Here is an 18,092-nt window from a genome sequence, read left to right as displayed (position 1 = left end):
GTCTAACTAGCGACGAATTTACGACGCAGGACACTAGTTCTCCCCCGGCAGTTTGATCTCTTCCCACCCGGGCTCGACGGGCTCACGCGGCCACCAAGACGGCTTCAGATACCCGTCCCACGATCCGGTGGCTTTCGGCACGATCGACAGCCATCGGTGATCCGGCTCGCGCCGGACGCGGGTCGCTCCGGGTTCCCTGCTCAGCTCAACGGTCAGCTTCGCGGCGCACAAGCGCCGTCGGCCGTCGAGGTCGAGGCTGTCCCACAGATCGTTCACGCGGTCACTCACGATGTCGGATATCCTGGTGTCGAGCTGCCAGAGAATTTCCCGGCTCTCGCCCGTCTCCCGATTCCACTCGGCGGCGCTCTCGCGGACGTCTTCGACAATGGCCCGAATGTCCGCGTCCTGGTCATCGGCGGGTGCGGCTGCCAATTCGGCCAGCGCCGACTGGGCAGTCTTGACCTCGGCGGCATACCCGGCAAGCGTCGAGACCACCACGGCAGCGGGCAGCCCCGCTTTAGCCGCCTCCTGCTGGAATTCCAATTGGTTGCGCTCCGCGTCGGCAAGCCTGGACTTGGCGGCCTGGAATGCGTCCTGAGTCGTCTTCTCCGGGTCGAATCCGCCGATACGGCGCAGGATTCCCGCCATCGATTCCGTGTACGCCACGCACCAGATAGCCGACGTCACAGCGGCGTCTACGAACTCTTGCGGCCAGTAGGTGCACCCTTTCCGGCCGCACACGTAATGGTCTTTCCGCCGCCGTTGCGGTCCGCCGCACACGGCGCAGGCTGTCCAGCCCGTGCACAGCAGCGTGGGCTTCGGTCCGTGCGGCTTCGTTAGTGGTTCCGCCAGAGCAGCATGGAGGGCGTAGTGCTGTTCATCGCTGATGAGCCGCTCCCACGAACCGGGCACAGACTCCCGGGCGTTCTTGGTCTCGAGCGGGCGACGGCCGATGTACACCGGCGACAGGAACGCGTAGCGAACCGAGTTGGTGTCCCACTTCCGCGAGGACACCTCGGAGAACCGTCGGGCGACATCGCTAAGGGTCATCTTGCCGTCCAGGAAGCCCTGAGCGCACTCGGCGAACACCGGCCCCTGCACCTCATGCGGCACTTGGTTCACCCGTTCGCCGTCCGGGACCAGTGGCCGGAAGTACCCGAATGGCGTCCGCCCGGCAGGCGGCCGTCCATTGGCCACGCTAGTGACGACTCCCTTCCGCACCCGTTTGCTGGTGCGGTGGGATTCCTGCGCGGCCAGCAAGACGTTCAGTCCGAGCTGGAATGCGTCCCCCGCATCGTCCGGGTCGTACATCTTGCCGTCCGCGACGATGAGGACCCGGTGACGGATGCAGATCTGGGCGAGCGCTTGGTACTCCACCAGTTCACGGGTGCCCCGGGAAACCTCGGACAGCAGCGCATGCGTGAACCGGCCTGTGTCTAGGTCGGAGAGGAAGTCGGCCCACCCATCGCGGACGACTCCTTTTGCCTGCCCGAACACGGAGGCGCTCGCGTTGTCCTGGTGCTCGTTCTCGGGTCGGAGCGGGATCTTGTGCGACCGCGACCAGGCGCGGGACTCCGATTGCTGGCGTGCGATGCTGCGGCCGCCGTCGAGGCTGTACCGGTAGTACGCAGCTGCCAGGGGCGATCTTTCCGGGGGCATGCCCGGAGCTTACCTAATAGCTGTGGTACTGTCCCCAGAACTTCGTGACGAACGGGCTTTCCGCCTCCGCGTCGCTCAGGTCCCGCATCGGCCCGACGGTGTAGGACGCGGCGGGTGTGAACAGGTGGTCGACCCGGTCGAGCGCGCCGAAGAACTCAGCCAGCGACGCCTGGTCGGTGGTGTCCACCGCCTGCCAGGTCGCGGTCGGACCGAGCTCCGCCGCGGCGGCCTAGAGCTTGTCGCCGGTCCGGCCGCCGAGGTGGACGAGCGCGCCCGCCGCCGTCGCGCGGCGGGCGACCTCCAGCCCGATCCCGGACCCGCCGCCGAGCACCACGACCACCCGGCCGTCGAGCGAACTCACGAAGCCACCTCCACCGGAACGAACTCGTGCGCGAGCCCGAACGCGGACGGGCCGAACGTGGACAGCGCCTCCGGAGTCCGCATGAGCGGCGGCGTCGAAATCCCGACCACGGTGACCCGCTGGCCATAGCGCAGCGTCTCGGTGGTGATCGGCTCGGCGGATTCCGCCTCCAGCACGCAGATCAGGTCGGGCACCAGGCAGCGCACCTCGCCGTCGACAAGCGCGACCAGGTTCTCGTTCTGGAACAGGATTTCCAGCTTGTGCTCGCCGTCGAAGGACACCGCCGCGGCGCGTCCCCTAGCGAATCCTTCTTCGGTCCGGCGCTCCACATCGGACACTTTGCCCCGGAACAACACCCGCAGATGCGTGTACAACGTGTCGCCGAGCGCGGTCGCCAGCGCAGCCACGGGGTCGGCGTTCTCTTCGCGGGCAAGGCGAATCGCCCGGCCGACGCTCAGTGCGAGCGAGAGCGTCCGCGGCACGGCGGTGCGTTTGACGTCCGCGCCGCTCATCGAGTACTCGGCGATGTGCGCGACTCCGCCGAGCCGGATGGTGATCCCGCGCGCGAGCCATTCCATCCGCCGGTTGTCGGCACCGGTATCGATCAGCGTGGTCTCGCCGCGTTCTCCGGCGATGCCCATCGGCGAACCGGGGACGCCGTACACGCCGAACGTCTCCATCTGCAGCTCCGGGAACGCCCGGCCCATGCCGTCGGCGTCGACCACCGGCAACCCGAGCCGTGCGCCGACGACCAGCGGGATCATCGAGTTGATCCCGCCGCATTCGATCGGCATCGTCGCGTCGGCCTTCGTGCCGAGGTGTTTTTCCAGCGCCCGCAAGGCAAGCTCGGGTTCGGAGCCGTTCGGGAGCTTCTCGTGCACGACGGTCGGCGCGCCCATCTGCGCGGTCGGGATGACGAGGGCGTCGTCGTTCAGATCGTCTGGGTCGAGCACGGTGACGGGTCCGTGCTCGCGGATCGCCTCGCGCACCAGCAGCCGCCCTACGTACGGGTCGCCGCCGCCACCGGTGCCGAGGACGGCAGCTCCTCGGGCGAGATCCTCGAGGTGGTCTTCGGTCAGGGTCCAGCTCATCCCGCAACCCCGATCGGGTCTAGGTCATAGCCGAAGTAGCGCGGACCGGCCAGCGCGATGCCTTCCGGGGTGTGCCAGCGCGGGTCCGCCGGAGCCGCGATCACCGTGACCCGCTGGCCGTAGCGCAGGCCTTCGGTGGTGACGGCCTCGCCGGATTCGCGGTCGAGCGTGCAGATCAGGTCCGGCACCGAAGCGCGCACCTCGCCGTCGACCTCGGCCACCAGGTGCTCGTTCTGGAACCGCAGCAGCATTTCCGTGCCGGTGTCACCGTCCATTCCGGACAGCCGGGCCTCGCCGCGGGCGAACCCCGTGACGGTGCGGCGGGCGACGTCCACGACCTTGCCGCTGAACAGCGTCCGCCCGCGCAGCCGCTCCACCACGCGCTCCACCGGGTTCTCGTGCTCCTCGCGGGCCTGCCGCACTAGCGCGCCGAGTTCCGCGCACAAGGTCAGCGTTCCCGGCACCATCGATTCGCGGGCCTGCGCGCCGGACATCGCGTAGTTGCTGATCATCGCCGAGCAGCCCATGTCGATGGTCGCCGACCGGGCCAGCCGCTCCGCCCAGTGATTGTCCACAGTGTCCAGTACGCCGCGGTTGCCCTTCTCGTCCGCGATGGACATCGGGGTCGCGCGGATTCCGTACAGGGTCGGCAAAACCATCTGCAGCTCCGGGAACGCGCGGCCCATGCCGTCCGCGTCCACGAGCGGCAGGCCGAGCTGGGCCGCCGCGACGACCGGGATCAGCGAGTTCACGCCGCCCGCTTCGGCGCAGGCGATGTGCGTGAGTTCCTTGCCCAGATAGGTAGCGAGTGTCCGGGCGGCGAGCCCGACCTGTTCGGCGGACGGCAGTTTCTCCACCATCACCGTCGGCGCGCCCATCATCGCGACCGGCAGCACCACGGCGTCGTCGTCCAATTCGGACAGTTTCACCAGCGGCACCGAACCGTGCTCGCGGACCGCGGAATGCGCCAGCAGCCGGCCGATGTACGGGTCTCCCCCGCCGCCGGTGCCGAGGATCGCCGCGCCGCGGGCGATGTCGTCCAAGTCCTTCTCGGTAATCTCAGCCATCGTTCACGCCCCCAGCTGCAAGTCGCCGACCGCCTTGACCCGGATCCGGGTCGCGTTGCCGGGCAGGTACGGGATCGGCACCTCGTCGAAGTCGACGATGCCGACGGACGCCGGGCTCGCCCCGGCGGCCACCGCGCGGTCGACCGCTTCCTGCTTCGCCTCGTCCACCACGGCCTCGCGGCGGCCGGGCTCGATCACGTACACCCGGTCGACCTCGCCGCCGATCTGCGCGATCGCCGCGCCGATCGCGTTGGCCACCGCGTAGTGGTCCGGCCGGCGGACCTCGCCGGAACCGGCCAGCTCGTCCGGCAGCAGCACCGAGCCGCCGCCGACGGCGACCACCGGAAGCGGCTCGGAGGACGTGCGCATCCGGTCCACGACGTCGGAAACGTCCGCCGCGATCCGGTCCAGCGCCGCCCGCACGAAGTCCCGGTCGAGGTGCGCGACCAGCGCCGGGTCGCCGATCTCGGCACGCCCGGCGGCGACCGCGATGTCCGTGGCGGTCAAGGTGTCTCCGCCGAACACGAGCGCCTTCGAGGTCAGCTCGTAGCCGACGGAATCCGGTCCGACGGTCACGCCGGACGCGTCGCCGCGCACCCGGCTGCCGCCGCCGATGCCGATCGAAAGGACGTCCGGCATCCGGAAGTTCGTGCGGATCCCGGCGACGCTCACGTCCGTGGTCGCCTCGCGCGGGAAACCCTGGCGCAGCACGCCGACGTCGCTCGTGGTGCCGCCGACGTCGACCACCGCGCACGTGTCCAAACCGGACAGCACCGCCGCGCCGCGCATCGAGTTCGTCGGGCCGGACGCGAAGGTCGCCACCGGGTAGCGGCGGGCGAAGTCGACGTCCATCAGCGTGCCGTCGTTCTGGCTCAGGTACAGCGGCGCGGTGATGCCCGCGCCGGTCACCGACGCGGCCAGACCGTCCACGATGTGCGCCGCCAGCTCGCGCAGCGCGGCGTTGATGACCGTCGCGTTTTCCCGCTCCAGCAACCCGATCCGGCCGATTTCGTGGGACAGCGAGATCGCGACGTCCGGCAGCTGCGACGAGATGATCTCCGCCGCCCTGGCCTCGAACTCCGCGTTCACCGGCGAGAACACCGACGTGATCGCGACGCTGCGCACGCCGGCCGAGCCCATGTCGTCGGCGGCCTTGCGCAGTTCGCTCTCGTCCAGTTCGGCGATGTGGCGTCCGTCGAACTCGTGTCCGCCGTGCACGAGGTAGCTGCGCCCGGACACCGCGTCGACCAGCCGCTGCGGCCAGTCCACCATCGGCGGCAGCGACGCGCCGGCGGGCAGGCTGAGCCGCACCGCCGCGGTCGGGGCCAGCCGGTGCGCCTCGACGAGCGCGTTGATGAAGTGCGTGGTGCCGATCATGACCGCCCGCACCGCGGCCGGGTCGAACGCCCGCTGCCGCTGCAGCCCGTCGATCGCGGCGACGATGCCCGAGGTGACGTCCTCGGTGGTGCTGGTCTTGATCGAGGCGAGCACCTCGCGGCCGTCCAGCAGGACCGCGTCGGTGTTGGTCCCGCCGACGTCGATGCCGATGCGCACGGAGAAATCCCCTTCCAGGTGACGGAATCAGGCGGCCGGGGCCGGTTCGGCGTCCGCGGTCCGGCTCTTGCCGACCCCGCGGACCAGGCCGAGCTTCCCGGCGGCCACGTACAGAACGAAAGCGACGACGAGCGAGTTGATGCTGGGCAGTCCCCAGTCCACGAACTCGCCGAACAGCGCGGCGGCGATCCAGACGACGATCGTCGCGGGCACCCACACCGGGGCGTCGGCGGGCACCGCGCCCTGCGCCCTGGCCTCCTCCAGGTCGCCGCGCCACTGCTTCACCACGAAGTACTCCGCGACCATGATCCCGGCGATGGGCGGGAACGCGACCCCGAGCACGGTCAGGAAATCGGTGAACTTCGAGAGGATCCCGGCCGCGGCGAGCACGCTGCCCACCACGCCGAGCACGGCGGTGACCAGGCCGCGGTGCGCCCGTTTCCCGGAGACGGTGCCGATGAAATTCACGACGCCGAGCCCGGACGAGTACAGGTTCCAATCGTTGATCTTCATCGTGCCCGCGATGACGATCAGCAGCCCGACCCAGCCGACCGACGACGTGACGATCGTGGTGATCTGCGCCGTGCCGACCGCGTGCGCGAGCAGCACGCCGGCCAGGCCGATCACGTACTCGCCGAGGGTGACGCCGACGAGCGTCTGCTTGACGACGTCGCCGGTGGTGCGGTTGAACCGGGTCATGTCCGGCGTGATCACCGCGCCGACGATGAACCCGCCCGCGACCAGCGTCGTGCCCTGCAGCAGGGACAGCGTCGGGCCGGGCGGCGCGGACGCCACGAGCGCGCCGAGGTCGTGCCGGGTCAGTTCGGAGACCACCGACCAGCCGACCAGGACCAGGAACGCGGGCACCATCAGGTACGCCGTCCACGCCATCGAGTGGAAGCCGCGGACCACGATCGCGGTCACCACCAGGCCGAACACGAGCGCCCAGCCCCACTCCGGCAGTCCGCCGACCAGCACGGCGAGACCCTGCGCGGACACCGCGGACTGGATGCCGAACCACCCGATCAGGCTGATCCCGATGGCCAGCCCGATGAGCGCGGAGCCGCCGCGGCCGAAGCCGGTCCAGCGCGCGATCATCGAGGTGGTGAGGCCCTCGCGGACGCCGATCACGCCGACGAGAATGGTGATCAGCTCGAGGATGACCGAACCGAGCGTGAACGCCAGCACGGCGTTCCAGAAGCTCATCCCGAAGCCGATGGTGGCGCCGAGCAGGAACTGCGACAGCGCGGAAACCTGGCCGAACCGCTGCACAGCGACCGACCACCACGAGTAACGGGCGGAATCGGGCACCCTGGTCAGCGCGTAATCGTCGACACCGACAGCCGAGGCCATGGCGACCTCCTCATCCTGGAGGGGAACGGTTCCCAGCACGGTAAGCAGCAGCTCCGGCGAGGTCACCGTGCGATCTGCACAGCCTGGACCATCCGGCTGTGCAACCCGCACTCTTACCCGACCAAGGCGTGGACAGCCTCATACGCGAACGCCGCCGCGCCGACGCCCGCCGCGACGCTGACGACCACGTTCGCCGCCGCGGCGAAGTACGACTGGCGCTCGACCAGCCGGACGGTTTCGTAGCTGAACGTGCTGTACGTCGTGAGCGCGCCGCAGAATCCGGTGCCGAGCAGCGAGTAAACCGCCGCGGGCAGCGCAGTCCCGGCACCGGCGAGCCCGCCGAGCAGGACACAGCCGATCAGGTTGACGGTGAACGTGCCCCACGGGAACAGGCTCTGGTGCCGGGACTGGACGGCCCGGTCGGTCAGGTACCGCATCGGTGCTCCGACCGCGGCGCCGAGGAAGACGAGGAGGACGGTCATCAGACAGCCACCTCCACCGGGACCAGCTTGCGGGTGATCGCGTGCCCCAGCAGGACGGCGAGCAGCGCGGCGGCGAGCGTTCCGCCGAGATAGCCGAAGGCGAGCGGCACGGTGTCCGGCCGCAGCAGGTTGCGCGCTTCGACCGCGTACGTGGAGAAAGTGGTGAAGCCGCCGAGGACGCCGACGCCGAGGAACGGCCGCACCAGCCGGTGCGCCGACCACGCCTCGGTGACCAGCACCATCAGCACGCCGATGAGGAAGCAGCCGGCGACGTTCGTCCAGAAGGTCGCCCACGGGAAGCCGCCGGTCTCGGTGGGAAGGGCCTGCGCGAGGCCGTAGCGGGCCAGCGCGCCGAGCCCGCCGCCGAGCGCGATCACCCCGAGCACCGACACGTGGTGCCGGACGAGTTCGCGTTGCTGCACGGGATCCCGGAGGTCGACGTCGGGGTCGAGAGGTTCTTCAGGCACAGTCTTCTCCTACTCCACGGACACGCGTCACCGTTCGAGTAGGGACTGTTGGCGGCCCCCGGCCGCGGTTGTCCGGGCGATTCCCGGAGCGGCGAGCCCCACCGCCGCGCGTACGCGAGCCTACCCGATCAGTTCCCCGCCTCCCGCAACGCGGTCAGCGCCGGACCGAACATAGTGGACTTGATCGCCCCGAGCGTGCCGCGGTCCTTGCCCGCGAGCGGAGCGACCCGGTCGACCGCGGCCGTCCGCAGGTCGTCCAGCGCGGCGGTCGCGTCGACCAGGCCGAGCGCCTTCGCTTGCGGACCGCCGAACCGGCTCCCAGTGGTCATCGACGCGACTGCGGCGGCCGGGGTGAGCTTCGCCTGGACGAGCGCGGCCATCCCTGGCGTGAAGGGGAGGTTGATGTCGGCCTCGGGGAAGCAGAAGTAGCCGCGGTCCTCGCGCATGACGCGGAAATCGTGAGCCATCGCGAGCATCGCGCCACCGCCGAAAGCGTGCCCGTTGACCGCCGCGATCGTCGGGACCGGGAGGGCGAGCACGCGGGCGAGGAGTTCGTGGATGCTGGTCACGTATTTGCCCGCGTCGCCGGGGTGGCTGGTGAGCCAGTCGAGGTCGAGGCCGTTGGAGTAGTACTTGCCGCTGCCGATCGTGACGAGCGCGGCGGGTTCCTTGCCCGCGGTGACCGTGTCGAGGTGCGCGTGGACTTCCTCCAGCCACGTTGGGGCGAAACGGTTTTCGTCGGCGCCGAAGTCGAGAACGTGGACGGCGCCGGTGGTGGTGAGGGTGGGCATTTCAGTCCTTTCTGGACTTTTCCGGGGGTTGGAGTGCGAGGATCGCGCGGACCGCCGCGGCCAGCCGTTCCCGGCTTTCCCTGCTGGCGGGACCGGTGGCGAGTTCGCGGCGGAGCAGGGCCGTCGGGAGGTCCACGACGCAGGCGGTGATGACTTCTACGGCTTGCCCGTCGCCGCGGTTCCAGAGCTGGCGGGCGAGGCGGACCAAGAGGCGGACGAGGCGTTTGTCCAAGGCGTGCAAGGCTTCCGCTACGTCGTCCGGAAGCTGCGGCCCCAGCACGCGCTTCGAGGGGACGGCGATCATCATCCGCGCGGCGTCCGGTCGTGCGTCGGCTACTACGGCTGGGGTGTCGGCCGCTGCGACCACTGCTTCGATCGGGTCGGCGGCTTCGTCGACCAGCCGTTCTTGTTCGTCGAGGAAGAAGGTGGCGGCGCGGAGCCAGGTCCGGCCGATCAGGGCGGGGAGATTGGTGAAGGCGTGGTAGATCGTGCTGTTCGGGACGCCTGCCTCCAGCGCGAGCCGCCGGACGGTGAGCGCCTCGGGACCGAGGTCGGCGATGAGGCGCTCGGCGGTGTCGAGGATCAGCTCGGGATCGTGGATCCGGGGGCGGGGCATGGGTGGATGGTAATGGAGCGGATGCTCCAAAACTAGGGCGGGGTGAGGTGCGGCTCAGGGTTCGTGCTTGGGGGTGCTGGTTCTCACCGGCTTAAACGCGCGTGAGACGCACGCGAGGATCGCCGCATAACTTTCGTTGGGGCCATCGCTGCGGGCCCAGCCTTGCCGGGGGCTGCTCAGGCGTTCGCCTGATGCGCGCCGCACGAGCCACTCGCCGGGGCACGCGTCACAGCGTCGCTCCCCCGGGGGCAAAGGTCGCCCCGGGGAAACGTCGCTCCGGAACGAGCGTTCACCGCTGGGAACCTTGTCCGGCGCCGAGGAATCGCCCCACGCGCGAAGCAACCTTCGGCTGCTCACCGAGCAGGGCGTGATTCCCCGCCCCGTTCGCGGGAGCCGAGCCGCATTCGCCGCAACCGCCCGCGCCCCGCCGCACAGACCGGGCCAGTCCGCGATGTACAGGCAGCCCCGTTCGCCGAGCAGAGCGCGGCCCCCACCCCGTTCGCGGGAGCCGACCGCATTCGCAGCAACCCCCGCGCCCGCCACGCAGGCCGAATCAGCCCGCGACGTACAAGCAACCCCGTCCGGCAAGCAGAGTGCGATCCCCCGCCCCTTCGCGGGAACCGAGCCGCATTCGCCGCAACCGACCGCGCCCCGCGGGCCGGGTCAATCCGCGACGTACAGGCAATCCCGCCCGTCGCGGGCAGTGGCGTCCGGGTCGTCCAGCCAGCGGCCGCCGTCTGCCAGGTAGCGGAAGCGGATCCGGGCGCCCGGCGGGACTTCCACCGCGGCCGAGCGCGTGCCGTTCGAGCGTTTGCGGAGTTCGTGGCGTCCGGGCTGCCAGTCGTTGAAGTCGCCGACCACGCTCACCGGGCCGGGCGGGGTGTCGAGCGGCAGGACGAACGTCACCCGCCGGGCCCCGGAGCCGTTGCTCCGGCTGGTCTTGATCACGGCGTTTCCCTTTCCCGTTCCGGCGAATCGGTCCTTCTGAATCGTTCCATGACCGCCGCCGGGAACCCGGACGCGGCGGGTGCCGCGTCCGGGTGAAAAGCGGGCTCAGGTGGTGGAAACGTCGTCCAGCTGCTCGGCCGCCGGGCGCACCGGGAACAGGTCGCCGCCGGGCGGGGCCGGGATGCGGCCGACCGCGGCACGGGCCTTCCAGTCCCCCGCGTCGGCGGCGGCGTGCACGCTGTCGAGGGCGGCGTACTGGATGAAGTGGATGTCCGGCAACGGCCACGGCGCGGCCCCGGTCGCCGCCGGGAGCAGGTGGTCGACGGCGGCGAAAATGCTGCCGCCCTGCGGATTCCGATATGCCCACAGGTTGACGCCCAGGTGCTTGCCCAGTTGCGCCAGGCGAGTCAGCGCGACCAGGTTGAACGTGTGGTAGTGGTACGTCCGCGTGCGGGTGGATTCCTCGGGCTGTCCGCCGTCCGCGGCGATCTGGTGGTCGATCCGGGCCTTGCCGGAGTCGCGGACGATCGTGCGGGCCAGGTCGCGCTGGCCGACGTAGCTCGCGGTCGCCGCGGTCAGCAGGTCGTAGAAGGTGCCGTGGTTGTTGGTCGCTTTCGCCTCGTCGGTGCCGTTCTTGCTGGTGCGCAACCAGGTCAGGAAGTCGGCCGACCAGCCGCGGAACGCTTTGCCGTCGGCCTTCGTCCAGCCGGGCGCGCCGGCTTCGAGGATCCGCGCGGCGTCGAGGACCTGGGTGAAGGTGTAGGAGAACTCGATGATGCCGATCCCGCGCCCGTCAGTCTTGCACGGGATGCCCTGCGCGAAATTCAGGTTCGGGTTCATTTTCGTTGCCGCGTCGAGGAACCAGGTGCGCAGGTCGAGCGCGGCGCGCTGGGCGTACTCGGCCTTGCCGGTGTAGTACCAGGCGAGCGAAAGCTGGTAGATCGAGTTGAACGCGACGAGCCGCTCGGCCTTGTCCGGCACGTTCTTCATCTCGGGGTTGACCTGGCCGTCGCGGTCGACGTACGGGCAGCCCTGCGGGTTTTCCGGCGTTTTCGGCTGGCTCGGCCAGTAGTACGGGGCGAGGCTGAGGTAGTCGTGCTTGTCGCCGCTCGGCGGGACGCGCTCCTTGTCGACGACCGTCCACGGGCCCTTGGTCAGCGCGTCGTCGGCCTGCTTCAGCAGGTTCGACAGCGACGTGCGCAGCGTCGGGTTCCCGGCCATCAGGCCGATCTTGTTGCCTGCTAGGTGCAGGCCGTCGAGCACCACAGTGTCCGGCACGCAGACGAACGAACACGGCCTCGGCGCGGGCGCGGCGATCGCCGCTCCGGCAGTGGACGCGAGCAGCCCCGCGACCGTCGCGAGAACCGCCGCGAGACGACGCGGACGGGAAGACCGGGAAGGAGGCAGCACCGCAACTCCGTTCAAGAATATGAATACTCCACAGATATGTGAACTGAGATTGAATAGCCGAACGCGCGGGCCGCGTCAAGAGGAGGTCAGGCGGACCGGCCGCGCCGGACCGGGTTCCGGAGGGCGCCGACGCCCTCGATCATGATGGCGACCTCGTCGTCTGCCTCGAGCGTGACGTCCGGGCCGGGAACGGCGGATGTACCGGTGGCCAGGACGGCTCCGCGCGGGAAAACGTCGCCGCGATAGAGCCACGCGACCAGATCCGTGAACCGGCGGTGCAGCCGCGCGGTGGACGTCTCCCCTGCCCAGAGCAGCCCTCCGGCGCGGTGGATCGACACGGTGATGCCGAGCGCGTACGGATCCGGGATGTCTTGCGCGGGCACGATCCACGGCCCGGCCGCGCACGAGCCGCGGTACATCTTGGCCTGCGGCAGGTACAGCGGGTTCTCGCCTTCGATGCTGCGCGAACTCACGTCGTTGACGATCGTGTAGCCGACGATCTCCGCATTCGCGTTGCACACCAACGCCAATTCGGGTTCCGGAACGTCCCAAGTGGAATCTTCGCGGACGCCGATCGGCTCCCCCGGCCCGCGCACGCGGCGCCCGACGCTCTTGAAGAACAGCTCCGGACGTTCCGCTTCGTACACCCGCGCGTAGACGTCCGCGTCGCCGCTCTCCTCCATCCGCGCCTCGCGCGACACCTCGTAGGTGACTCCGGCGGCCCACACCTCGGTGTCGTCGTCGACCGGCGCTCGCGGCTCGCCCGGTTCTCCCGGCGTCAGTTCGATTGCCAACGCTTCGGCGAAGTCTTCGGCAGACAGGGTCAGCAGCGAACCGAGCGTTGTCCCGGGCGGGAGCGCGCCGGCGGAGTCGCCGTCGGTGATCTGCCAGCCCGCGGCGGTTTTCAGGAGGCGGCGCATCAGTGCGAATCCCTCGGCACGGCCGAACCGCGGGTGCCGTGCAGGAAATCGAAGTCCGCGCCGAGGTGGGCCTGGGTGACGTGCTCGCGGTAAAGCCAGGTGTACCCGCTGCGGTATGGGCTTTCGGGCGGCGTCCACGCGGCGCGGCGGTCGGCGAGTTCCTCGTCGGACACGTGCAGGGTCAGCCGGCGCGCCGGGGTGTCGAGCGTGATCCGGTCGCCGGTGCGGACCAGCGCGAGCGGGCCGCCGACCGCCGATTCCGGGCTCACGTGCAGCACGACCGTGCCGTAGCCGGTGCCGGACATCCGGCCGTCGCAGATCCGCACCACGTCGGTGATCCCCCGTTCGATCAGCTTCTTCGGCACCGGGACGTTCGCCACCTCCGGCATGCCCGGGTAGCCCTTCGGGCCCGCGCCGCGGATCACGAGGATCGTTTCAGGGGTGACCGGCAGGTCCGGGTCGTCGGCGACGCGGTGGTAGTCCTCGGCCGTGTCGAAGACCAGCGCCGGGCCGGTGTGCGCGAGCAGCGCCGGCGACGCGGCCGACTGCTTCAGCACCGCGCCTTCCGGGGCGAGATTCCCGGTGAGCACAGCGGTTCCGGTGCCGGGCGGCTGGAACGGCGCGTCGACAGTCGTGATCACCTCGTCGTTCCAGCACTCCGCGGGCTCTCTCGTCTTTCCGGCGACCGTGCGGACGTCGGTGTGCAGCAGCCCGGCTTCGGCGAGCCTCGTCAGCACCACGGGAACCCCTCCCGCGTAACAGAAATCCTCCATCAGGAACTTCCCCGACGGCATCAGGTTCACCAACGTGGGGACGGCTCGGCCCAGCTCGTCGAAGTCGCCCATCGCGAGCGGGACACCGACGCGCCCGGCCAGCGCGAGAAGGTGCACGATCGCGTTGGTGGACCCGCCGATCGCCGCGTTGACACGGATCGCGTTCTCGAACGCCGCGCGAGTCAGGATCCCGGACGGGCGCAGGTCTTCCCGCACCATCGCGACAATCCGCTGCCCGGCCGCCTGCGCGGTCTCGAACCGCCGCGCGTCGACCGCGGGCCAGGTCGCCGAACCGGGCAGCTGCATGCCGAGCGCTTCGGCGAGACAGGCCATCGTCGAGGCGGTGCCCATGGTCATGCAGTGGCCGTTCGAGCGGGCCATGCAGCCTTCGGCGAAGAAGCACTCCTCCTCGGTCATCCGGCCGGCTTTGCGCTCCTCCTCGAACTTCCAGACGTGCGTGCCCGAGCCGACGTCGCCGCCGCGGAACTTGCCGTTGAGCATCGGGCCGCCGGTGACCATCACCGCGGGCAGGTCGACGCTCGCCGCGCCCATCAGCATCGCCGGGGTCGTCTTGTCGCAGCCGGAAAGCAGGACGACGCCGTCGAGCGGGTTGGCGCGGATCAGCTCCTCGACCTCCATCGCCATCAGGTTGCGGTAGAGCATCGCGGTGGGGCGCATGAGCGTCTCGCCGGTCGCCATCGTGGGGAACGCGAGCGGGAAGCCGCCCGCCTGCCAGACGCCGCGCTTGACCGCCTCGGCGACCCGGTCGAGGTGGACGTTGCACGGGGCCAGCTCGGAAGCGCTCACCGCGATCCCGATCACCGGCCTGCCGTCGAACACCTCCGGGCCGAAGCCCTGGGACCGCATCCACGAGCGGTGGATCATCCCCGCCCGGCCGGACGCCCCGAACCACGCCGCACTGCGCACCCGCCGCTCCCTTCCCCGGAACCCTCCTCGATACCCGATCGGGCGGATCCTGGCAATCGGCTGAGAAATCCGGTGAACCGGACACTTCGCGGGACCGCCGGACGTTGGAAGGGGTGAGAACGTTGCCGGAGACGCGAGGTGTGCGATGAGCCTGATCGGGACCCTGGTCGGGTACGTCCTGACCGTGTTCATCGTGGTGCTGGTGGTGCGGATGGTCCTGGACTGGACCCGCCTGGTCGCGACCGGGCCCGCGTGGCTCGGCCAGGTTCGCCGGATCAGCCACCGGGCCACCGAACCGGTGATCGCCCCGGTGCGCCGGGTGCTGCCGCCGGTACGGGCGGGCGGGGTCGGGTTCGACCTGGCGTTCACGGTGGTGTTCTTCGCGGCGCTGGTGGTGCGGGGCATCGCGTTCGCGTTGTAGGGGCGTGGGGTTCGCGAGCTGATAGCCGGGTTGATGCCGCCGTGGGCTGGCACCTCGGCAGGCTGACACCTTCTCGGGTTGGTTCCTTGGCGGGGCTGGTGACTTCGAGGGTTGGTGCCTTGGCCGCCTGGTGTCTTTGCGGCCTGGCACCTCTGCGGGCTCGCGCCGTCGCAGCCTGGAGCCGTCGCCGCCTGGCAACTTCGCGGGTTGACAGCTTCGCGGCCTGGCAACCCCGTGTCGCCCCTCGATCGCGGCACCCCGGCCGCCCGCCCTCGATGACTGCGGAGCGCCTGCGCGGGCGTCTCTCGCCGTAGACTCCACACCGTCATCCGGAGGCGATGGGGGCCGCGGTGAGCGGTAGCAGGGTGTTGGTGGCCGGAGCGAGTGTCGCGGGGCCTGCGTTGGCCCATTGGCTGCGTCGGCGGGGAGCCGAGGTGACCGTGGTGGAGCGGGCTCCTGGCTTGCGTCCCGGCGGTCAGGCGGTCGATGCGCGCGGGGTGGCCAAGGAGGTCATCCGGCGGATGGGGCTGGATGAGGCGGTGCGCGCGGCCCGCACGGACACCGCGGGTGCGCACACCGTGGACGTCGACGGGAAGGTGCTGGAAACCTACCGCGCCGACGACGACGGCGGCGACGGGTACATCGCGGAAATCGAGATCCTGCGCGGAGACCTGTCCCAGGTCCTTTACGACGACACCCGCGCCGGCGTCGAGTACGTCTTCGGCGACCGGATCGCCGATCTCGTCCAGGGCGCGGACGGCGTCGACGTCACCTTCGCGAGCGGCGGGCAGCGGCGCTTCGACCTGGTGATCGGGGCGGACGGGCTGCACTCGGCACTGCGCGCGGCGGTGTTCGGGCCGCGCGAGAAGTTCGTCCGGCATCTCGGGCTCGTGCTGGCCTTCTACAGCGTGCCCAACGAGTTCGGGCTGGACCGCTGGTTCATCGAGTACCAGGACCAGGAGTCCGCGCGGGCCGTCGGTCTGCGGCCGATCCGGGACGCCACGAGGGCGATGGCCATGTTCACCTTCCCCGCGGCCGGATTCGAGGTCGACTACCGCGACGTCGAGGGGCAGAAACGCCTGCTGCGCGAGCAGACGGCCGGGCTGGGCTGGCTCGCGCCGCGCATCCTCGCGCACCTGGACGACACCCCGGACTTCTACCTCGACCAGGTCGCCCAGGTGGTAATGGACCGCTGGTCGAAAGGCCGCGTAGGGCTGATCGGCGACGCGGCGTACAGCTCGTCGCCGATGTCCGGGGCGGGCACGGGGCTGGCGTTGGTCGGCGCCTATCTGCTCGCCGGAGAACTGGCTGCCGCCCAGTGGGATCCTGGGGCCGGGTTCGCCGGCTACGAGGCCCGGATGCGCTCGTTCGTCGAGGCCAACCAGGAGATCGGGCGGTTGCACGCGGAGAGCCGCGCCGTCCCGCGGCCGGACGCCGAACCGGCCCCGGAGCCGGACATGGAGGCGCTGACCGCGCTGATCGATCGCGCGATCAACGGCGTCGAGCTGCCCGACTATGCCGGGGTGCCGGACGCCGGGCCGAGCCCGCGGAACTGATCCGGCGCGGGGTCAGCCGGGCTTGCCCGCGGTGACCGGGACCGGTTCGTCGCCGGGGCGTCGCCGGGCGGTCCAGGTGTCGTAGCCGCGCATGAGGAAGCGGTGAACAGGGCGTTCGACCAGGCGGGTGAGGGCCCAGCCGAGGACGACGCCGGTGGTGATCATGGCGGCGGTCTGCAGCAGCGGGTCGACGCCGAAGCCGGACAGCCAGTGCAGCACGAGGTAGCCGATGGCCTGGTGGATCAGGAAGACGCCGTAGGAGATGCCGGCGAACCAGGTGATCGCGCGCTGGGCGAACGCCGGGAGGAACCGGTTCCAGTCCGGGCCCGCCGCGGCCAGCGAGATCACCGCGATCCCGGTCGCGATGCCGAGCGTCGAACCCCATTCGACGTCGATCCCGGCCGGGGTGACGGCCGCGCCGTGCAGGGCGTGCGCGGTGACGCACAGGACTTCCAGCAGCACGAATTCGGTCGTGGACACGCGTTTCTTCGTCCAGAGCCAGACCGCGATGCCGGCGACGAACAGGTGCCAGCGGTGGAAGCCGAAGCCGTCGACAATGACCCGGTACCACTCGGGCGGACCGGAGATACGCAGCGGCCACTGCGCGAGCGGGACGAGCAGGGCGGCCCACATGACGACGCGGAACTTGCGGCCGTGCCCCCAGCTGCCGCGATAGAGCAGCGCGGCGACGGTGAACGCCATGAGCTGGAGGGGAATCGTCCAGTGGGAACCGTCGAGGAAGGGGTAGACGGCGGGCTTCCAGTTCCAGAGCATCAGCAGGTTGCCGACGAGGTCGCCGAACCGCGGGCTGAACCAGCCGGGCGGCGACAGGTACCGCAGCGCGAAGTAGATCGCCACGACGGCGGCGAGAAACGGCGGCAGCAACCGCGCGATCCGCCCCCACCAGTACCGGCCGAGAGACCCGCGCCCGATCGTGACGGCGGCGAAGTACGCGGAAATCACGAGCAGCAGGCTCGCCCCGATCTGATGCGGGAACACGAACCGCCGCGGCCCGAGCTCGGGATGCACGACGACGCTCATGAAGGTCGCGTGGTACAGCAGCACCAGCACGACGCACCCGCCGCGCACGAGGTCCCAGCTGATCCGCCGGTTCCCCGAAGACACACTCACCGGACGGAACGAGGACACGCGCGCCACCGTAACTGGTCGGCTTCGCACGGTGGGGAGGGACCCTGGGGCACGGCGGGCGGGCATTTCCGGTACAGGGCGCGGGTTCGTCGTCTTCGGACGGGGATCCTGGCGGGGAAAGCCGTGGTGGCAGAGAGGTTTCCGGCTCGTTCGGCTTGCGGGGAGAGGGATGGGACGGGTGGTCATCTGGGAGTGTCGGGTTCCGGTGAGTGAGAGGGTTTCGGTTGCGGGCACGGGATTCACACGTTGGATGTGACGGACAAATGCTTGCTTGGTGTCCGTGCACGGTGCGGTTGGCGGTGTTGGGGAGGGATCGGCGGCGCGACTGAATCGGTCTTGTTCGTGGTGCCCGGTCATGACCGGGCACCACGAACCGCATGACGATTCGAGCTCGCCGCGGGGTTGAGCGCTGGGGGCGCTTGCGAGGTGCCGCCCTCGCCGTACGACGGCCCGCTCCGGCATTCCGCTGAACCGGGACGACCGGCCCTTCGACCGGGCAAGCTGGCTTCGGCTCTGTCATGATTTCCGTGTAAGCCACGGATGATTT

At 70.1% G+C, this 18,092-nt stretch carries 18 protein-coding genes; 2 read left to right on the top strand and 16 right to left on the bottom strand.

Features of this window, described 5'->3' with window-relative positions:
* Positions 1–33: 33 nt before the first annotated feature.
* The 15 genes from EIZ45_RS45475 to EIZ45_RS45415 form a co-directional block, all read right to left on the bottom strand.
* A complete protein-coding gene (locus EIZ45_RS45475) occupies positions 34–1,659 on the bottom strand; it encodes a recombinase family protein (protein WP_134670346.1) in 1,626 nt (541 codons plus the stop codon).
* Between the two features lie 13 nt (positions 1,660–1,672).
* Positions 1,673–1,846: a hypothetical protein gene (locus EIZ45_RS46365; RefSeq protein ID WP_167756733.1), complete on the bottom strand. Its 174-nt coding sequence runs from the start codon at positions 1,844–1,846 to the stop codon at positions 1,673–1,675.
* A gap of 42 nt (positions 1,847–1,888) precedes the next feature.
* Positions 1,889–2,020: a hypothetical protein gene (locus tag EIZ45_RS47490; protein WP_255443840.1), complete on the bottom strand. Its 132-nt coding sequence runs from the start codon at positions 2,018–2,020 to the stop codon at positions 1,889–1,891.
* A complete protein-coding gene (locus EIZ45_RS45470; RefSeq protein ID WP_134670344.1) occupies positions 2,017–3,111 on the bottom strand; it encodes a DUF917 domain-containing protein in 1,095 nt (364 codons plus the stop codon). Before EIZ45_RS45470 ends, EIZ45_RS47490 begins: the two co-directional genes overlap by 4 nt.
* Positions 3,108–4,178 (bottom strand): DUF917 domain-containing protein, encoded by a 1,071-nt coding sequence (locus EIZ45_RS45465; RefSeq protein ID WP_134670342.1) that lies wholly within the window; start codon positions 4,176–4,178, stop codon positions 3,108–3,110. Before EIZ45_RS45465 ends, EIZ45_RS45470 begins: the two co-directional genes overlap by 4 nt.
* Before the next feature lie 3 nt (positions 4,179–4,181).
* Positions 4,182–5,732, bottom strand: coding sequence for a hydantoinase/oxoprolinase N-terminal domain-containing protein (locus EIZ45_RS45460; protein WP_037815583.1), 1,551 nt, complete (start codon positions 5,730–5,732; stop codon positions 4,182–4,184).
* A 27-nt stretch (positions 5,733–5,759) separates the two neighbouring features.
* Positions 5,760–7,085: a cytosine permease gene (locus tag EIZ45_RS45455; protein ID WP_134670340.1), complete on the bottom strand. Its 1,326-nt coding sequence runs from the start codon at positions 7,083–7,085 to the stop codon at positions 5,760–5,762.
* A 113-nt stretch (positions 7,086–7,198) separates the two neighbouring features.
* On the bottom strand, positions 7,199–7,567 hold the full coding sequence (crcB, locus tag EIZ45_RS45450) for a fluoride efflux transporter CrcB (protein ID WP_037815581.1): 369 nt from the start codon (positions 7,565–7,567) through the stop codon (positions 7,199–7,201).
* Positions 7,567–8,034 carry a CrcB family protein gene (locus EIZ45_RS45445; RefSeq protein ID WP_134670338.1) on the bottom strand — a complete coding sequence of 156 codons (468 nt, stop codon included), beginning with the start codon at positions 8,032–8,034 and terminating at the stop codon, positions 7,567–7,569. The genes crcB and EIZ45_RS45445 overlap by 1 nt, the downstream gene beginning before the upstream one ends.
* Before the next feature lie 128 nt (positions 8,035–8,162).
* Positions 8,163–8,825 carry an enoyl-CoA hydratase/isomerase family protein gene (locus EIZ45_RS45440; protein ID WP_037815577.1) on the bottom strand — a complete coding sequence of 221 codons (663 nt, stop codon included), beginning with the start codon at positions 8,823–8,825 and terminating at the stop codon, positions 8,163–8,165.
* Position 8,826: 1 nt separating this feature from the next.
* The gene (locus EIZ45_RS45435; RefSeq protein WP_134670336.1) at positions 8,827–9,441 is read right to left on the bottom strand and encodes a TetR/AcrR family transcriptional regulator; all 615 of its coding nucleotides are present in this window, start codon (positions 9,439–9,441) and stop codon (positions 8,827–8,829) included.
* A gap of 663 nt (positions 9,442–10,104) precedes the next feature.
* A complete protein-coding gene (locus EIZ45_RS45430) occupies positions 10,105–10,389 on the bottom strand; it encodes an isoamylase early set domain-containing protein (RefSeq protein WP_134670334.1) in 285 nt (94 codons plus the stop codon).
* A 105-nt stretch (positions 10,390–10,494) separates the two neighbouring features.
* A complete protein-coding gene (locus EIZ45_RS45425; RefSeq protein WP_167756732.1) occupies positions 10,495–11,799 on the bottom strand; it encodes an alginate lyase family protein in 1,305 nt (434 codons plus the stop codon).
* Positions 11,800–11,885: 86 nt separating this feature from the next.
* Positions 11,886–12,719, bottom strand: a complete 834-nt coding sequence (locus tag EIZ45_RS45420) for a fumarylacetoacetate hydrolase family protein (protein ID WP_134670332.1) — start codon at positions 12,717–12,719, stop codon at positions 11,886–11,888.
* Positions 12,719–14,419, bottom strand: coding sequence for an IlvD/Edd family dehydratase (locus tag EIZ45_RS45415; RefSeq protein WP_134670330.1), 1,701 nt, complete (start codon positions 14,417–14,419; stop codon positions 12,719–12,721). Before EIZ45_RS45415 ends, EIZ45_RS45420 begins: the two co-directional genes overlap by 1 nt.
* A 145-nt stretch (positions 14,420–14,564) precedes the next feature.
* Here EIZ45_RS45415 and EIZ45_RS45410 point away from each other — a divergent pair, with 145 nt between their 5' ends.
* Complete coding sequence (locus tag EIZ45_RS45410) at positions 14,565–14,840, top strand: YggT family protein (protein ID WP_037815567.1); 276 nt, start codon at positions 14,565–14,567, stop codon at positions 14,838–14,840.
* Between the two features lie 338 nt (positions 14,841–15,178).
* The gene (locus EIZ45_RS45405) at positions 15,179–16,396 is read left to right on the top strand and encodes an FAD-dependent monooxygenase (protein ID WP_205670328.1); all 1,218 of its coding nucleotides are present in this window, start codon (positions 15,179–15,181) and stop codon (positions 16,394–16,396) included.
* A gap of 12 nt (positions 16,397–16,408) precedes the next feature.
* Here the strand turns inward: EIZ45_RS45405 and EIZ45_RS45400 are convergent, their stop codons facing one another.
* Positions 16,409–17,545 carry an acyltransferase gene (locus tag EIZ45_RS45400; RefSeq protein ID WP_240690958.1) on the bottom strand — a complete coding sequence of 379 codons (1,137 nt, stop codon included), beginning with the start codon at positions 17,543–17,545 and terminating at the stop codon, positions 16,409–16,411.
* Positions 17,546–18,092 lie beyond the last annotated feature (547 nt).

The sequence above is a fragment of the Amycolatopsis sp. CFH S0740 genome (assembly GCF_004522315.1).
Lineage (GTDB): Bacteria > Actinomycetota > Actinomycetes > Mycobacteriales > Pseudonocardiaceae > Amycolatopsis > Amycolatopsis nivea.
This window is presented reverse-complemented; position numbering and strand designations above follow the sequence as displayed.